Consider the following 17,527-nt stretch of genomic DNA (forward strand, 5'->3'; position numbering starts at 1 on the left):
ATGTCAGTATCAACGGAAATACCGGCTTGATTTGGAAGAGGTAAAAAACTGGGGTGAGTGGAGGGATTTGAACCCTCGATCTCCAGGGCCACAACCTGGCGCCTTAGACCACTGGGCTACACTCACCGCGACCATGACATTATAGCCAAACAGGGTTGCATCTTTCAATTCAAACCATTTTGCTAGCTTTACACCTGTAAAACGATATGCTTTAATAAGGCGGTTGGTATATTAAAATCATCATAAATTCTCGGAGGTATCGATGAATAAGGGTGTTACCGTTATTCCTTTTTTTGATCTTCTTCACACAAAGGTTAAATTAACAGAAGATTCGCCAGAGCATGAAGAAGGCCAGGATCCCGTTGGGATAGCCCGGCAAGTAAGCCTTGGGGGTGCTGATGAAATTGCTTTTATTGATGTTGATGTGCCTCGCTTGGGTTTTAAAATTTGGGAGGATATCATTTGTCAATTACAAACGGCGGTAGATATCCCGATATTATTCGGCTATTCAATGAATACTTACGAAGATTTCGAAGTAATCCTCAATACAGGTGTCGACCGGGTTGTGATTGATGTAATAGCGGATACCGATCAGTCAATAATTGACCGGTTATCCAGAAATTATGGCAAAGAAAGAGTTGTGGTAGCTGTCAGGGGTAAGAAAAATCCGCCTGATAGCGGCAAGCCTGAATTTGAACTGGTTCATCATCTTGAAAGTGAACCTACCGGTATAAATCTGATTGACTGGTTGAAAATGGCTGAATTTCTTGGGGCAGGCATGGTATTACTCACAAGTTATGATACAGCAGGCACTGGGAAAGGTTATGATATTGCCATGACTCAAGCGATAACCTCAGCGATATCCATACCGGTTATAGCTGCAGGAGGAGCTGGAGAGCTTGAACATTTCTATAAAGTTGTCAGCGAGGCTGGTGCTAGTGGTGTAGCCGCCTCTTCAGTATTTCTTTCAGGCAAACTTCGTCCTTCGGAGATAAAAGAGTATCTGGAAGACAAGCATATCAAGGTATCTCAATAAGTACCGGGACTGTATTCGGAGAATCACTAGAAAAACAGATGAGAGTCATTAACCAGGATGGCTTTGAAGTTGAGCGACAGCGCATGGCAATTCTGCGCATTATCGCCCATTCACGGAAAGCTGTTGGAAGCAAAGTGATTGCTCGCCTTCTTGGAGAGCAATACGGTATTGAATTGTCAGAACGCGGGGTGCGTTATCATTTAAACCTTATGGATGAGAGAGGGCTGACTTGTAAGGTCAGCCGGAGGGATGGCCGTTTGATTACACCTAAAGGCCTGGAAGAGCTTGAAGATGCCATGGTAGCGGATAAAGTTGGTTTTGTTATCGACCGTATTGAATTGCTCTCGTATCAAGTTTCGTTTAATCCCTTTGATATGACAGGCAGAATTCCTGTAAACATTTCTATTGTGCCTCAAAAAGAACTTACCCGTGCCTTGGAAGCAATGGAACCTGTCATGCAATCTCGTCTATGCGCTGGAAGGTTAATAGCAATTGCTGAAGAGGGAAAGACGCTGGGCGAGACTATTATCCCACCGGGTTGTGCCGGTATCGCAACTATTTGTAGTATTATAATTAATGGTGCAATGCTAAAAGCCGGCATTCCTATCGACTCTCGTTTTGGTGGAATACTCCAGTTTCGGAATGGGTATCCATTTAGATTTACAGACCTTATTGAATACTCCGGTTCCTCACTTGACCCTTCTGAAATATTTATTTCCGGGCGAATGACAAGTGTTACAGAAACATCCGCCTCAGGGGAAGGCAAGATTCTTGCCAATTTCAGAGAAATACCATCGATTTGTATAGAACAAGCACAAGCGGTATTTAGCAGCCTTGAAAAAGCTGGAATTAATCCCCCTTTGATCATAGGCAGTCCTGGTAAACCCGTCTGTGGTGTACCGGTTGGGACCGGGAGAATTGGACTAGTGCTAATCGGAGGGCTTAATCCTATAGCAGCCGCAGTTGAAGCCGGCGTTGCAATCAATTCCAGGGCTATGAGTGGATCTGTAGACTTCGCCGATCTTGTCGTTTTCCAGCAAATAATCAGAAAGTAGTATCATTACTTTTTACAGAATGTACATAAGTTAACCAAAAGAGGTACAAATTATGAAAGGAACTGAAGCTGTTTTACATGGCCTGGAGTTGGCGTTGAAAATGGAAGCCGACGGTAAAAAATATTATCAACAAGCATCACTGAACAGCTCTAACGAAGCCGGTAGAAAACTTTTTGCTTCGCTTGCCTTGGAAGAAGATGAACATGCACGGCGATTTGTTGATATCTACAATCAGCTGAAAAAAAATAATCACTGGCCGGAAGTTGTTGTGAAAACCGCACCGAGCCAGAGATTCCATACTATATTTTCCGAGTCTTTGGATAAAATTAATATTGCGAACATTAAATATGATACGGAAATTAAAGCGGTTGAAGCTGCCAGGGAGATGGAAGACGAGTCTATTTCTTTATATACGCGCCTGAACAGCCAGGCGAAATCTGCCGTTGAAAATGACTTTTTTAAGGCTATTATTGCTGAAGAACGCGAACATTCGCTGGCTTTAAATGATTATGCCGAATATCTTCGTGATCCGGCAGGGTGGTTTACAGTTAAAGAACGCCATTCTCTGGACGGGGCATAGCAGAAGCGAAAAATAATAATTGGTGGGAGGGAGCTATGGAATACACTGCCAGGGATTACAAGCATCTTAAAGGAACGCCCGGTTTCAGCGATTCTCTGTTGGAAAATCACTTTACTCTTTACAAGGGTTACGTCGTAAACACCAATAAATTATCAGCGATATCATCCGACATGCTTCACACCAACAGGGAGAGCACCCCTGAGTTTGCCGAGCTGAAAAGAAGATTTGGATTTGAGTTTAACGGAATGAGGCTCCATGAATTGTATTTTGGCAATCTCGGTAGCCAGATAAAACTGTATAAAAACTCGGATTTTGCCAAGGCTATTGCGCAACAGTTCGGTTCTTGGGAAAATTGGGAAAAAGATTTTAAGGCTACTGGGAAAATGCGAGGAATTGGCTGGGTGGTATTGTATCAGGACACCGAAACCGGCCAGTTGTTTAACCAATGGATAAATGAGCATGAAACCGGTCATCTGGCAACCTGTGAACCATTGCTGGTGATGGATGTGTTCGAGCATGCTTATATAGGCGATTATGGACTCAAGCGCGCTGATTATATTGAAGCCTTCTTTTCTGCAATCGATTGGGAAGCAGTTAACAGACGATTAAAATAATCTACTTTAGCCTTAAAAACTATTGACACTGCCAGTCAATTGTTTTATGCTTGCTTACTAGCAACCGAACGGAGGTGAATAATGCAGGGTTACTGCGTCAAATGCCGCGCCAAAAGGGAAATGAAAGATGCTCGGAATATCGTTATGAAGAACGGGCGTCCGGCTACTCAGGGTGTATGCCCCGTTTGTGGCACCAAGATGTTCAAAATTGGTAAAGCCTGATTTCTAATTACGACCTCACTGGGTTTATGGCAGGCAGAGAAGGATCTGCCTGCCATAATATTTGGAAGGATTGAACAGTAAAGACTTTGAATCAGCAAATAGGCAAGATTACTTATATAATAAAACTTCTGGAAAACCAGTACCCGACTGCACGTATTGCCCTTACATTTTCAAATCCTCTGGAGCTTTTGGTGGCAACTATTCTTTCTGCACAGTGCACCGATGCTGTCGTCAACAAGGTTACTCCTGCTTTGTTTGACAAGTATAGGAGTCCAAAAGAATATTCTGAGGCAGATACGAGCGAACTTGAGAATATTATTCATTCTTGCGGATTCTATCGTAATAAAGCTAAAAGTATTCAAGGCGCGGCAAGAACATTGCTGGAAAAATACGATGGTAAAGTACCGGATACCATGGCTGAAATGCTTGCTTTGCCCGGTGTCGCACGCAAGACAGCAAATGTGGTGCTGCATAACGCCTTTGGTAAAGAGGAAGGCATAGCGGTAGATACTCACGTAAAACGCGTGAGTCGTCTTTTGAGTTTGACCACCCACAATAACCCAGATCTTATCGAAAAAGACTTGATGTCGATTGTTCCTAAAGGTTATTGGGGGCGTTTTACTTACTTGCTGATAGAGCATGGTCGTAATATTTGCATTGCTCGAAGGCCTAAGTGTCATGATTGCGTTCTTTCGGATTTGTGCCCATCGGCGGCAATTTAGATAATTGTAATTGATGGGTCCAGACCGAAAATGAGTCGTGCATTTTCTGTTGTATTGCGGGCAACATCTGAAATGGATTCTCCCCGGATTGAGGCGATTGTTTCTGCAATAAGAGGTATGTATGAAGAGTCGTTACGCTTTCCGCGCATTTTTTGTAGAGGCAGATAGGGAGAGTCGGTTTCCAGTAGGAAAGAGTCCGAGGGTAGTTCTTCAAGTACCGGGCATAGGTTTTTTGATGATGGATAACCGACATAAGCTCCGAAAGAAAGCATAAAGCCCATATCGACATAAAGTAAGGCGGTTTCCAGGTTTTCGCTAAAACAATGTCTTATACCACGCCACTTTCCGCGGACTGGGCGGGTCCGCCCTGACCATTTATTTAATACCTTCAGCGTATCTTCTTCAGCGGAGCGGCAGTGGATAACAACCGGGAGTTTTTTAACCGAAGCGATAGCAAGCATATCTTCAAAAACCTGTAGCTGAACATCTTTTGATTGAGTTTCCCGGTAGTAATCGAGTCCAATTTCACCAATCGCTACAACACTGGTATCTGCTGCCAGCATATCTATCTTTTCAATTGACTGGTAATTAGCAGAAGAGGTGGCCTGGGGATGAATTCCTGCAGTAGCTAGTAAACCGGGAAAAGCGCCAGCCAGTTTTATCGCCTCTTGCGAAGAATCAGGATCTATGCCGGCGTTTATGATTATTCCTACCCCAGCATTATGGGCATTTATTATCACCTGTTCCCGGTCGTAGTCAAACTCTTCAAGGTACAGGTGTGCGTGACTGTCTATAAACAAAATTGCTCCAAAAGAACTAATCAGGGGATAATAAGTATGTTTTCTGTGAGTTTTAGGAGTAAATAGGGGGCGATGCCCAGAAGCAGTAATCCCAACCCAGATAACGACGATACCATTACGGGGGCTTTTGGCAGATTGATAGAAGAATCGTCGGAAGGTTTGCCAAGCCACATTATTCGCACAACTTTAAGATAGTAATACGCAGAAATGACTGTATTAATCACTGCGATGATCACGAGCCAAAGTAAACCATTATTGATAGCCGAAGTAAAGATAAAGAGCTTTGCCATGAAACCCGCAGTTAGTGGTAATCCCATCAGGGAGAATAAACCTATACTCAGAGTGGCAAACATAACCGGGGAGCGACGTGCCAGCCCGGTAAAACTTTCAATATTATCGCTGCCAACTTGCCGTGTGATTACAATAACAGCGGAAAAAACGGCAATTTCTGCCAGAGCGAAAGCAACCAGATAGAAGAACAGTTTCTCATCTCCGGATATCTGACTGCCAAGGCCGATGGTTGCTATGCCGATCAACATATAACCCGTATGGACAATTCCTGAATAAGCCAGCAGGCGCTTAATATTATTTTGTTGCAGGGCAAGTATGTTACCGAGTGTCATAGTGATTGCGCTTATAACCGCGACGATTATGCCCCAACCTGCTCCAAGCTGTTGCGGGTGCGTAAAAGCCATGCTGAAGATCCGCGCTATTATTGCTATGCCGGCAACCTTGGAACCCGCGGATAAATACATGGTTACAGGAGTTGGTGCGCCCTCGTAAGTATCTGGAATCCACATATGAAAAGGCACCGCACCGGCTTCAAAGAATAGTCCGACCATGAGTAATAGTATTCCCAGTAACAAACCGCTGGAAAAATCCGGATTGGAATGCAGTGCAATATCAGAAAAACCAGTGCTTCCGGTGGATCCAAAAATAAAAGCCATGCCATAAAGCATAACTGCAGAAGCAATAGCGCCGGTAAGCATCATTTTGAGCGCAGCTTCACTGGAACTTGGATTTTTAAGCAGGCCAACCAAAATAAAAAACGATATGGTGGTAATCTCTATTGCAACAAAAGCCGAAATCAGATTGCTGGCCATTGCCATGATCATCATACCAAGCAGGGCGAATAATACAAGAGCGTGGTACTCTGCCCACAGGCTTTTTAGTTTGAGTTGATAATCAGTTGATGCGATTACCACGCCAGCGGCTACTATCAACAAGAGCACTCTGATCATTTTGCTCCATCCGTCTATAAAAAGCATGCCATCGAAAAGCGGTTGTAATTTAACAGTAGAAGTGCACGCAACAACCATCGATGCAGCTATACCAGATATAGCAAGCACGGTGGAGAGCATTGGTCTGCGGCTGATGAGGTCTACAATGATTATTATCGCAGCAGTAGCAGCTATTATAATTTCGGGTAGTATATCTAGCCAGTTCAAATTAAGTTAACCTCCCCACAGTACCGCCAAACCTTTTATGGCTGGCTTTAGAACAGTGGTTATCAACTGGGGATACAAGCCGACTGTAAAAATACCGGCAGCAAGTACCCCAAGATATAGCTTTTCGATTGTGTAGATATCCTTAATTCTGTTGAAACTTTCATTCACCGGTCCAAAGAAAACATTTTTCATCATGTTCAACATATAAGCAGCCGAAATTAGAATGCCGGTGAGGGAAATAATTGTTACAGCTTTCGCAATACTTGCGTTGGCAGAAAAGGCGCCCAGGTAAACCGAGATTTCTGCCACAAAACCGCTGCTTGTTGGTACTCCCATTGCGCCGATAGCAGCCACAAATACGAGTCCGCAAAGTACAGGCATCTGCCGGGCAAGACCGCCCATTTTATCGATACTGCTAGTGCCAGTGCGTTCTGTAAGAACTGCTGCGCCGGCAAATAACAAACCGATGATGAGACCGTGACTCACCATTTGAAGTGCTGCACCGGTGAAGCCGATTTCATTAAGAGAAAACAGGCCAAGCAGGACGAAACCCATATGGCTGAAACTGGAATAAGCAATCAGGCGCTTGATTTCTTTTTGCTTGAGGGCAATAGCTCCCCCGTATAAGATATTTACAACGGCAAGGCACATAAATATTGGGGCAAAGTTCGAGGCTACTTCTGGGAATAGACCCAGACAAATGCGTAATATGCCATATCCTCCCATTTTACTGAGGGCACCGGCAAGTAGAATACTAGCAGCTGTTGGCGCATTTGAATATGTATCAGGCAGCCAGCCATGGAGGGGAAAAATGGGGAGTTTCACTGCAAAACCGGCCAGCAGCAGGAAGAACATAGCCGCTAGAGGAATTCCGCTGGCTACCAAGGCAAAGTCGGTATTGTATAATTCGGTCAGGCTGAAAGTACCAGCGGTAAAATATAACGCAACAATTCCTGCCAGCATAAATGCACTGCCGAGAAGTGTAAAGAGAACATACTTGATAGCTGAATGTTCTTTGCGATTACTGCCCCAGGTGGAAATAAGGAAATAAAGAGGTACGACTTCAAGCTCCCAAAAAATGAAAAACAGTAGGAGATCAAGGGATGAGAAAACTCCCATAATGCAGCTTTGAAGAAGTAAAAGCCAGGCATAAAAAGCTTTGGGCTGGCTGGACACATGACGGGAAGCTAACACTGAAATAACCGCAAGCAGAGCGGTAAGCGTTACCAGGCTTAAGCTTAAACCGTCCAGCCCAACATGATAGCTGGAACTAATCGCTGGTATCCATGTAATTACGTCAACAAATTGAAATCCGCCCAGGGAACGGTCATAGGTTGCAAAAAGGACACAGCTCAGTATCAGTGTTGAACAGGTTATTGCAAGAGCAACAACACGTGGAACGCGCGAGTTTTTCTCAGGGAGAACAGAAAGAAGCAGAGCTCCCAGAACTGGTAAGAATATTGTTATTGAAAGAAATCCCAAGTTGCCTTCCTTCTATCTGATTATTATTACCAAGAATAATATTAACGCCAGGCCAGCCGTAAAAAAGAACAAGTATGTCTGGAGCTTACCGTTTTGCGCCTTGCGCAATAGGGCGCTGGTATTATGTATCAGGGTAGCAGTTCCATTTACTGCCCTGTCTACAATCAGATTATCTAACTTCTCGAAGGCGCCAAACAAACCTTTATTTAGTATTGTTCCGCCAATAATATCGTTATAAAATTCATCAAACCAATATTTATTGGCTAGCAAGGCATAAGCTGGGGCGAATCTGGTTGATATTCTATCAGCAGAAAACCATTTTTTAGAATAGATAGTCCACGCAAGGAATATGCCGCCTGCTACCAGCATCAGTGATACCCACGTTAGTAGATGGGAAAAGACGCCGAAAATCCCGGTAATCCAAGATTGTTCTATGCCATCTCCCAGTAATGAATCAATAGTGCCGGTTGCGTTTAGCCAACCTGAAGATATTGCTAGAATTGCCAGGGCAATCATAGGTAGCAGCATTACCATTGGAGACTCATGTGGTTTACCCTGGCCGTTATATCTGCCTCCAAAGGTTGTAAACACTACCCTGAACATATAAAAAGCTGTCAACAAGACTGTTAATAGTAGAATTGCGAAAAGTACTGGTTGGTTATTTGCTGCATTGGCGAGGATGGCTTCCTTGCTAAAAAAACCAGCTAGAGGCCAAATACCTGACAAGCTGAGGGCACCAATCACAAAGGTGACACATGTCCATGGCATATACCGGGAAAGACCACCCATTTTACGCATATCAAACGTACCGGTTGAATGGCTAACCGAGCCAGCCCCCATAAACAGGAGTGCTTTAAAAAACGCATGCGTGAAAAGATGGAAAATAGCTATTGCCGGTCCACCGAGGCCAATGCCTGCCATCATATAGCCGAGCTGGCTAATTGTCGAATAGGCAAGTACTCTTTTAATATCCCACATCACGAGCGCGATGGTTGCTGCCAGCAATGCCGTGATTCCCCCTACGATTGATACAACAGTCAACGCAGCTTCAGAGAGTTCAAAAAGAGGGTACATCCGCGCAACTAGAAAGACGCCTGCGGCTACCATGGTGGCAGCATGAATCAGCGCGCTGACCGGTGTTGGGCCTTCCATGGCATCGGGCAGCCAGGTATGAAGTGGGAACTGGGCAGACTTACCCATTGCGCCAAAAAATATACCGAGAGCTGCCCAAGTTATTGCTGACCCGGATATAATACCGGCAGCAGCGGCTTGATGGATACCTTGTATATCGAAAGTGCCGGCAGCATTGAATAAAACCAGAATAGCTGCCAGGAACCCGAAATCCCCAATACGTGTAATAAAGAAGGCTTTTTTAGCTGCGTTAGCCGCCTCTGGACGGTGGAACCAGAAACCTATCAGGAGATATGAGCAAAGACCAACCAGTTCCCAGGACATGAACATAACAAGCAAATTATCCGACATTACCAGCGATAGCATGGCAAAAGTGAATAGTGAGATGAAAGAGAAGTATCGGTTCAATCCACCATCTCCCCGCATGTAACCAATCGAGTATATCTGAACCAGCAGGCTGATTGTACTCACGACCACCAACATGATTGCAGTTAGCGGATTGATGAGAAAGCCGACATCGGCGGTAATGGTGTTGCCGGGAGAAAACCATGTAAAACCATCCAGTAAATGGATTTCCGGCTTGTAAAACATCTTGATACACGTCCAGAGAGAGAGCCCGAATGATGCAATCGTTGCGCCGATAGATACAAGTGCGCCAAAGCCGGCGCTCGCACGTAAAGTACGCAAGCCTATAAAGACAACTACGAAAGCCGCCAGTGGCAATCCGGGTATCAGCCAGAATACTAGTTCGGAAATATTATTCATAATTTACCATTTGAGTAAATCTATTTTTTCAGTATCAACCGTCTGGCGGTGGCGGTAAAGGGCAAGGATAATAGAAAGCCCTACTGCAACCTCAGCGGCAGCTACAATGATAATAAATATTGTGAAGAGCTGCCCAGTAAGCTGGACCGGAGTAATAAAACGCGAAAATGCCACCATGGCAATATTTACACCTGCCAGCATAATCTCTATGCACATCAGAACGGCAATGGCATTTCTCTTTATAATGGCCCCGGTAAGTCCAATGCCAAACAACAAAGCGGAAAGAACTAAATAGTGTTCAAGCCCTGGCATACGCTATTCCTCCCCCTTTAACAACACTATAGCGCCGATCACTGTAGTTAACACCAGGATTGCTGCCAGTTGTATCAGGAATACGAAGCCCTCACTATTAAACAGCAGATCAGCAAGGGTTGATGTAGTGGGTTCAATTGGTGATGAGGGGGAAATCAGCCAGTCAGTAGCAAAAGATGCAATAATGATGGCTGCTGCCAGGATGCCGGTAGCAGCCAAGGCAGGTAAACCAAGATTATTAGCCGGGCTGCCGTTGGTAATATTACGGGTAAGCATGATTGACATAATTAACAATATGGCGACGGCGCCTACATTAATGATCAGCTGAGTTACTGCTAGAAAATCGGCGCTTAAAGTTACGAATACCCCAGCTGCTGCTACGAAACAAAGGATGAGGCATAATGCGGCTCGAAAGAGGTTATTTTGCCAGATTACCCCAGTGGCTGCAACCACAACCAGAACAGACAATATCCAGAATGCAATTTGCATACCCATATATTAACCTTTACGCTCCCCATCGATCAGGAGAGTTTGTTTAGGCAGGCTTTCTTCCAACTCGGGGTGATTATATGCGCTGGGTGTAATGATATCATTTAAACGCATGTTGTTTTCGTTAAAAACAGTCTCTTCTAATTTGTAGCTTGAGTGTTCGTAGCCACAACCCATAAAAAGGGCATCAAAATGGCAGGACTCAACACACAAACCGCAATAGATGCATCGTCCTCCGTCCAAATGGTACGTAGCTACATTGTATTGCCCGCACTTCAGGCATCGGGATGCTTCAGTTTCGGCAGTTATTTTCTCCCATCCCAGTTCGGTGCCATCGAATGTAGTTTTCCTCTTTTCAAGTGCAATCATGGGGAATTCAGGGCGGGTTGTCCAAAGTATATTATCCTTGACCAGTTGTTGCCATTGAACAGGTGGCGCAAAGGTTTCTGAGATATCGCCGTCTCCACCCAGTGTGATATCTATAGCAGTTGCTGCTTTTCTGGCACCCGCTATTGCTTCGATTATGGTAGCTGGACCGGTTGCACAATCTCCAGCTGAGAATACCTGGTTAATGCTAGTCATCATATTTTGATTAACGGTTATATTGCCTTTACTGGTTTCAAGGCCAAAATTAACACCGATAATTGGTTTTTGTCCAATAGCAGCGATAATGTTGTCTGCCTGGATAATAAACTGGCTGCCTTCGATTGGTTCAGGCTTGCGGCGGCCACTGTCATCAGGCACTCCCAGTTGCATTTTTACACATTCGAGGTTAAGGCAATCTAAACCACGATCAATTTTAACCGGGGCTGCAAGTAATATCAGCTTTACTCCTTCGGTTTCAGCATCTTCTATTTCTTCCGTGGCGGCTGGCATTTCGTTGCGAGAACGGCGATAGACAATAGATACTTGTTCAGCACCGAGGCGAACAGCAGTACGAGCGGCATCCATGGCGGTATTACCGCCGCCAATTATGATTACTCTTTTTCCGAGCGGTACTTTTTTACCCATATTAACCGGTTTTAAAAATTCTACTCCGCCAAATACCCTTGGATCATCTTCGCCGGGTATATTCAAGCGAGCACTCTGGTGAGCGCCAATGCCAATAAATACAGCATCAAATCCTTGGCTTAAGAGCTGGCGGGGATTATCGATTGTTGTATTCATTTGAAATTCAACACCAGCATTTTTAATTTCACGGATATCCCGATCGAGCAGGTGCCGCGGGAGGCGATAGCTGGGTATACCTACACGTGTCATTCCGCCGGCTTCCGGTAAAGAGTCAAATACGGTAACCTGGTGGCCTTTTCTGGCCAGGTAATAGGCAGCGGTAAGTCCGGCAGGGCCAGATCCGATTACAGCGACACTCCGGCCACTTGGAGGGGATTGCTTAACGCCCTCTCTCCAGATGCCGGTGTCATTATCTACTGCGTAGCGTTTGAGCATGCGGATTGCAATCGGTTGATCGAGTTCCCCGCGAGTACACGCGCCTTCGCAAGGGTGTGCGCAAACATACGCACAAACCACCGGGAAAGGAATACGCTCTCTGACAACTGCTACTGCTTCTCCAGTTTTGCCTTCTGAAAGCAGGTGTACATAACGAGCTGCATCTACGTTAGATGGACAGGTGGAAGTGCAGGGAGCAACCAGTCGCTCATCCCGAGTACCGGATGTATTGATGGTAATGCAACCGTGCGGGCACGAATCCTGGCATAGCAGACACGCGCTGCATGCATCGGAAGCCCATCCCAGTTCGGTACCCCGAATACGACGAGAAACATTAAGTTTTTCTTCCGGGTATTGGGTTGTTACCGGCTTTTTGAACAGATGAGAGAAGGTAATCGCCATCCCTTTGGCGATACCGTTTCCAAAATTATGACGCGCCAACAGATGTACCTCCTGGTCTGAAAAATCTGGAGCGTATCAGCACATACATTACCAGGAGGAGCAGGTTAGCCGAGCCATTTATCCAGGCAGGAGCTTCCGGCCAGAGGGTTATAAACAGTCCGGTAATCAAAATATTCAGTACTGCTAATGGAAGTAAAAATTTCCACGCGAAGCCCATCACCTGATCGACACGCAATCTTGGCAACGTGGCTCTAATCCATACGATAACACTAAATACAAGGCCAATTTTTAATAATAACCAGATAATCGGTGGTAGCCACGGACCTTGCCATCCGCCTAGAAATACCGTAGCAGTAATAGCCGAAAGCACTATGGCTTCGCAGTATTCGGTTAAATAAAAAGTTGCGAATTTCATGCCAGAGTATTCTATATTGTATCCTGCTACAAGTTCTGAGTCCGCCTCAAGCAGGTCGAAGGGGCTGCGGCTGATTTCTGCCAGACTGGCAATAAAGAATATAAAAAAGCCAACTGGCTGCAATAATATGAATGGTATGGTTTGCGCATTTACCATATCATCCAGAGAGAGTGACCCTGTTAACATGACAACTCCAACCAGGGAAAGGATAAGCGGGATTTCGTAGCTAACAAGCTGCGCAACAACTCTCATACTGCTTAACAGGGAATATTTGTTATAAGACGCAAAGCCAGCCGTAAAAACACCGACAGATATAATGGAACTCATCGCCATTATAAACAAAATCCCGACGTTTAGGTCAGCTAGCAGTGCCCCTCCGGCCACCGGAACCACCGCAAGTGTTACAACCACAGGACTAAAAGAAATAATTGGGGCTAGCCAGAAAAGCAGTTTATCTGCCCGGGTGGGAATAATATCTTCCTTGGTGAGAATTTTAATAACATCGGCAACCGACTGAAATATACCAATAGGACCAGCTCGGTTTGGGCCCAGGCGAAGTTGAAACCTTCCAACCAAACGGCGTTCAAACCATATGAATATAATTACACTGGTAAGCAACAGGGCTATGATGCCAATGCTGAATACCAGAAGATGGAGCCAGAAACCGAAGGGTAAATCAGAGCGGATGCTTGCCGGGGATGATAAAAACTCCATCATTACCGATCAACCTCGCCAAGGCAAATGTCGATGCTGCCGAAGATAATTATGGCATCGGCAAGTTTCCAACCGATTAACATCTCCCGTAAAGCGGAAAGGTTTAATAGGGAGGGGGCTCTCACGTGCAATCGATAGGGTTTATCCGACCCGTCGGATATAACATGGAAGCCAAGTTCTCCCTTGTTGCTTTCTACGTGGCTGTAGGCTTCTCCAGCTGGTGGCCTGAACCGAAGTGGAACCGGGTTTAATACCCTGCCTGCCGGTAGTTTGGAAATAGCCTGTTCGAGTATTCTCAAGCTTTGGCGCAGCTCTTCGATGCGTACGCGATAGCGATCGTAACAATCACCTTTTGTACCGACTGGAACATCGAAATCAAAGAGGTCGTAATATGAATAGGGATCAACCTTCCGGATATCCCAGTTCACCCCGGTAGCTCTTAGAACCGGGCCGGAAACAGAAGAATTAATAGCCATTTCCCGGCTAATAACGCCAACATTTTTGCTCCGGGCGAGCACAATTTCATTTTCATTTAACAGGTGTTCATATTTATCGATTTCGGCGGGCATTTCACGTAAAAACCGGTTTAATGCAGGTAAAAAGGTATCCGGCAAATCGTGGCTTACGCCGCCGAAACGCATGTAGTTATAAAGCAACCTTTGTCCGCTAACCATTTCAAGCAGATCAGTTATTTTTTCTTTTTGTACGAACATGTAGAAAAATGGAGTAAAAAATGTTCCCATATCGTTAAAAAAGGAACCAATTCCCAGCAGGTGGCTAAGGATTCTCTGTAATTCGGACATGATAACCCGGATGTATACTGCTCTTTCGGGAACCTCTATTCCCGCAAGCTTTTCAACTGCCATACAATAAGCCAGATTGTTAGTCATGGAAGAGACGTAGTCTAAACGGTCGGTGAGTGGAATTATTTGACGGTAGCTTTTTCCCTCTGCCAATTTTTCAATACCACGGTGCAGGTATCCAAAAATCGGTTCAATTTCTGTGATGACTTCGCCGTCAACGTGCGCCCTCATTCGAAATACCCCGTGAGTGCTGGGGTGGACGGGGCCTAAATTGATGAAAACGGAGTCGGTGCTATGAGTCACTTTCATAGTCCTTTCTGAGAGGATGACCATGAAAGCCTTCCCAGAGAAAAATGCGGTTTAGTTTGGGGTGAGATGTAAAACTGATACCAAACAAATCGTATATTTCACGTTCCTGAAAGTTGGCACCGTTGTACAGAGAGGTTATCGATGGCAGGGAAGGATTTTTCTTATCCGGGCAGCGCACCTTCATAGTTAAGCAATGGTTGTGTGCGATGGAATAAAAAAGGTAAACCAATTCAAAATAATCGAGGTAATCTACAGCAGTTATCGAGGAAAGGTAATCAAGTTCGATGCCTGGTGTCGTTTTTAAAACCTGGCAGATTGTTATCATTTGGCTGGGATCAACTACTACTGTGTTATTCTCAAAGTAATAATCTGACGACGAAATGTGTTTCTGGATAATCGTGGCAATATTCTCACTGTTTAGCTGAGTTGTCATAATGCTTGGTTAAGACTTTCTTGATATCGAGTTTTGCTCGATCTTTTTTCTGAGTTTTTCGATGCCTGCCAAGAGTGCTTCAGGGCGTGGAGGGCACCCGGGAATATATACATCAACCGGTAAAATTCGGTTATAACCGGGGACTACTGAATAGGAATCTGCAAAGATACCGCCACTGATGCCACAGGCGCCCATGGCAATAACCCATTTGGGTTCTGCCATTTGATCATAAACCCGTTTAATCTGGGGTGCCATTTTCCAGGTTAGGGTGCCGGCGGTGACCATGAGATCCGAATGACGCGGGGAAGAACGAAGTACTTCCATGCCGAAACGGGCAATATCGAAACGGGATGAGGAAGTGCTGATAAATTCGAATGTACAACAAGCTGTAAAAGAAGTTTCTGTCCAGAGCGAACTTTTGCGCCCCCAGTTTAAAAGCTTATCAACTGTAGTAACCAGAACATTGCGCTTGATTTCTTCGCTCAACCATTCAGAAGGTTCGGGTATTGGTTGGGCAGCCGAACATTTAAGCTCGTTGATAACGTGAGATTCATGATAGTCTATTTCCGGGTAACTTGGTTCAATTCTTATTTCCACTCAAGTGCCCCTTTTCGCCATGCATAGACGTAACCCAGGCCTGCGATTGCCAAAAAGGAAACAACCGGCCAAAAACCTTTGATACCCAGCTGTTTCAGTTCTACAGCCCAGGGGTATAAAAAGACGATGAAGATATCGAGGGTAATTAAAAGCAGTGCTAAGAAATAATAGCGTATTTTGAGCTGCACCCAAGTTGGACCCATTGTATCCATACCGCATTCGTATGGTTCGGATTTAATACTCGTGGGGTTATGAGGTACCACTCCGAATTTTCTCAGTGCAACAGGTATGAAAACCAGGCTGGTAGCAAAGCCGAGCACAATTAAAATAAATAAGGCTATTAAGCTGAACTCTGAAAGCATTTGCCCTCCGTTGCGGATACAACATGGGGATAATGAAAGGTTCGCTAGTATAACACTAAACCTAAAATTGTTTCAAATAGTTTGAAGGTAACAGCAAGGAATATTTTGGGTCTTGTAAGCGTAATAAATGGGTTGTTTTTGTGATTTTTGATATTGACAAAGAGGGGATTAGGTTTTAGACTTCAAAAAGAAAACCCCCAGGAGGTTGATTATGAAACTGGTAGTCGTTGGAATCGGCCAGTGTGGAGGGCGTATTGCTGATGAGTTTGCCCGTTTGCAGGCCAGGGCAATGGAATTCCGCCGTCTTGAAATAATTCTGGATACTTTTGCAGTGAATACAGACGCTGCAGATATGGCTTCGATAAGAAGCATACGTAATGACTATCAACATAAAATATTGGCTGGTGCCGGGAAAACCAGGGGGCATGGAGTTGCCAAAATCAGCGAGATGGGAGCTGAAATTATCCGCTCAGATTCCGATAAGATAATCGATGCAATGCGTTCAACTCCCCGTTTTTATGAGGCGGATGCGTTTCTGGTCATAGCAGGTACAGCTGGGGGAACTGGAGGGGGAGGAGCCCCGATACTGGTGCAGGAATTAAAAAACCGGTTTGATAAACCGGTGTACGGATTACTGGTGCTACCTTTTGAACATGAAGAAAAAACCGAAGAGAGAGCGATTTATAACTCTGCTTTATGCTTGAAAGCAACCAATTCGGTAGCGGATGCCATATTCCTGGTGGATAACCAGCGCTATGTGCGCAAAGACTATTCTCTAAAATCAAACATCGTAAGCATAAACCGAATGATTACCGAACCTTTCTTAAATCCGCTGTCAGCCGGAGAGGAAAAGAAAGGGGGCAACATAGGATCCCGGCTTCTTGATGCTGGGGATATTATCCAAACGCTGGAAGGCTGGTCGGCAATCAGCTATGGTGTTGTTAAAATACCCTTTATTCCGTTACCATGGGATTATAGCCCCAATTTCCGCAAAAGGGGATCATCAGTCCAGCGTGGTGTTCAGGCAATGGATCAGGCGCTTGCCGAAATGAGTATAGATTTCGATCCTGAGGAAGCTTATAATGGGCTTTATCTCATCTCTGCACCTCACCGTGAACTTAATATGAATCTCGTAAAAGAGCTTGGGGACCACCTGAGGAATTATGCTTCTCGGGCAGTAATCCGGAATGGTGACTATCCGCGAAATAAAGCGTCAATCGACGTTACGGTTATTCTTTCCCGGATAGCTTGTGTTCCCAGGGTTAGTCAAATCTATGCGCAGGCTACCTCGTTGCCAACAGTGCAGGAAAAAAGAGCTGAAGAGGCGCGAGTAAAAACAGACTTGACCGAGGAAGCCGGGAGAGACGTACCTTCGCTTTTATGATTGGTT

At 45.0% G+C, this 17,527-nt stretch carries 19 protein-coding genes and 1 tRNA gene; 7 read left to right on the forward strand and 13 right to left on the reverse strand.

Annotation, left to right across the window (positions count from 1 at the left end; genetic code table 11):
- Positions 1-49: 49 nt before the first annotated feature.
- Positions 50-126, reverse strand: a tRNA-His gene (locus tag PHX29_04250).
- A gap of 136 nt (positions 127-262) precedes the next feature.
- On the opposite strand from PHX29_04250, the gene PHX29_04255 reads away from it, so the two are divergent.
- The 6 genes from PHX29_04255 (at position 263) to nth (ending at position 4,229) form a co-directional block, all read left to right on the forward strand.
- Positions 263-1,036: a HisA/HisF-related TIM barrel protein gene (locus PHX29_04255; protein MDD5605106.1), complete on the forward strand. Its 774-nt coding sequence runs from the start codon at positions 263-265 to the stop codon at positions 1,034-1,036.
- A 38-nt stretch (positions 1,037-1,074) separates the two neighbouring features.
- Positions 1,075-2,091: an NrpR regulatory domain-containing protein gene (locus tag PHX29_04260; protein MDD5605107.1), complete on the forward strand. Its 1,017-nt coding sequence runs from the start codon at positions 1,075-1,077 to the stop codon at positions 2,089-2,091.
- A gap of 52 nt (positions 2,092-2,143) precedes the next feature.
- Positions 2,144-2,671 (forward strand): ferritin family protein, encoded by a 528-nt coding sequence (locus PHX29_04265; protein ID MDD5605108.1) that lies wholly within the window; start codon positions 2,144-2,146, stop codon positions 2,669-2,671.
- A 35-nt stretch (positions 2,672-2,706) separates the two neighbouring features.
- Positions 2,707-3,285 carry a Fe-Mn family superoxide dismutase gene (locus PHX29_04270; protein MDD5605109.1) on the forward strand — a complete coding sequence of 193 codons (579 nt, stop codon included), beginning with the start codon at positions 2,707-2,709 and terminating at the stop codon, positions 3,283-3,285.
- A gap of 81 nt (positions 3,286-3,366) precedes the next feature.
- Complete coding sequence (locus PHX29_04275; GenBank protein MDD5605110.1) at positions 3,367-3,507, forward strand: DUF5679 domain-containing protein; 141 nt, start codon at positions 3,367-3,369, stop codon at positions 3,505-3,507.
- An 86-nt stretch (positions 3,508-3,593) separates the two neighbouring features.
- Entirely contained in the window at positions 3,594-4,229 is a 636-nt protein-coding gene (nth, locus tag PHX29_04280) for an endonuclease III (GenBank protein MDD5605111.1), read from the forward strand.
- Here nth and PHX29_04285 read toward each other — a convergent pair.
- The 12 genes from PHX29_04285 to PHX29_04340 form a co-directional block, all read right to left on the reverse strand.
- Positions 4,226-5,029, reverse strand: coding sequence for a TatD family hydrolase (locus PHX29_04285; protein ID MDD5605112.1), 804 nt, complete (start codon positions 5,027-5,029; stop codon positions 4,226-4,228). The genes nth and PHX29_04285 overlap by 4 nt on opposite strands.
- Positions 5,030-5,049: 20 nt before the next feature.
- Positions 5,050-6,477 (reverse strand): NADH-quinone oxidoreductase subunit N, encoded by a 1,428-nt coding sequence (locus PHX29_04290; GenBank protein ID MDD5605113.1) that lies wholly within the window; start codon positions 6,475-6,477, stop codon positions 5,050-5,052.
- A gap of 6 nt (positions 6,478-6,483) precedes the next feature.
- Complete coding sequence (locus PHX29_04295) at positions 6,484-7,959, reverse strand: NADH-quinone oxidoreductase subunit M (protein ID MDD5605114.1); 1,476 nt, start codon at positions 7,957-7,959, stop codon at positions 6,484-6,486.
- A 12-nt stretch (positions 7,960-7,971) separates the two neighbouring features.
- Positions 7,972-9,855, reverse strand: coding sequence for an NADH-quinone oxidoreductase subunit L (nuoL, locus tag PHX29_04300; GenBank protein ID MDD5605115.1), 1,884 nt, complete (start codon positions 9,853-9,855; stop codon positions 7,972-7,974).
- Positions 9,856-9,858: 3 nt separating this feature from the next.
- Positions 9,859-10,167, reverse strand: coding sequence for an NADH-quinone oxidoreductase subunit NuoK (nuoK, locus tag PHX29_04305; GenBank protein MDD5605116.1), 309 nt, complete (start codon positions 10,165-10,167; stop codon positions 9,859-9,861).
- 3 nt (positions 10,168-10,170) lie between these two features.
- Complete coding sequence (locus tag PHX29_04310) at positions 10,171-10,662, reverse strand: NADH-quinone oxidoreductase subunit J (protein ID MDD5605117.1); 492 nt, start codon at positions 10,660-10,662, stop codon at positions 10,171-10,173.
- Between the two features lie 3 nt (positions 10,663-10,665).
- Positions 10,666-12,543 (reverse strand): FAD-dependent oxidoreductase, encoded by a 1,878-nt coding sequence (locus PHX29_04315; GenBank protein ID MDD5605118.1) that lies wholly within the window; start codon positions 12,541-12,543, stop codon positions 10,666-10,668.
- Positions 12,530-13,636 carry an NADH-quinone oxidoreductase subunit NuoH gene (gene nuoH / locus PHX29_04320; protein MDD5605119.1) on the reverse strand — a complete coding sequence of 369 codons (1,107 nt, stop codon included), beginning with the start codon at positions 13,634-13,636 and terminating at the stop codon, positions 12,530-12,532. Before nuoH ends, PHX29_04315 begins: the two co-directional genes overlap by 14 nt.
- Complete coding sequence (locus PHX29_04325) at positions 13,636-14,745, reverse strand: NADH-quinone oxidoreductase subunit D (GenBank protein MDD5605120.1); 1,110 nt, start codon at positions 14,743-14,745, stop codon at positions 13,636-13,638. The genes nuoH and PHX29_04325 overlap by 1 nt, the downstream gene beginning before the upstream one ends.
- Positions 14,729-15,178, reverse strand: a complete 450-nt coding sequence (locus PHX29_04330) for an NADH-quinone oxidoreductase subunit C (GenBank protein ID MDD5605121.1) — start codon at positions 15,176-15,178, stop codon at positions 14,729-14,731. The genes PHX29_04325 and PHX29_04330 overlap by 17 nt, the downstream gene beginning before the upstream one ends.
- 9 nt (positions 15,179-15,187) lie before the next feature.
- Positions 15,188-15,685, reverse strand: a complete 498-nt coding sequence (locus PHX29_04335) for an NADH-quinone oxidoreductase subunit B (protein ID MDD5605122.1) — start codon at positions 15,683-15,685, stop codon at positions 15,188-15,190.
- An 80-nt stretch (positions 15,686-15,765) separates the two neighbouring features.
- Positions 15,766-16,137: an NADH-quinone oxidoreductase subunit A gene (locus PHX29_04340; protein ID MDD5605123.1), complete on the reverse strand. Its 372-nt coding sequence runs from the start codon at positions 16,135-16,137 to the stop codon at positions 15,766-15,768.
- 211 nt (positions 16,138-16,348) lie between these two features.
- Between PHX29_04340 and PHX29_04345 the strand changes: the two genes are divergently transcribed.
- Positions 16,349-17,521 carry a cell division protein FtsZ gene (locus tag PHX29_04345; protein ID MDD5605124.1) on the forward strand — a complete coding sequence of 391 codons (1,173 nt, stop codon included), beginning with the start codon at positions 16,349-16,351 and terminating at the stop codon, positions 17,519-17,521.
- Positions 17,522-17,527: the final 6 nt, after the last annotated feature.

This window comes from Dehalococcoidales bacterium (assembly GCA_028717385.1).
Lineage (GTDB): Bacteria > Chloroflexota > Dehalococcoidia > Dehalococcoidales > CSSed11-197 > CSSed11-197.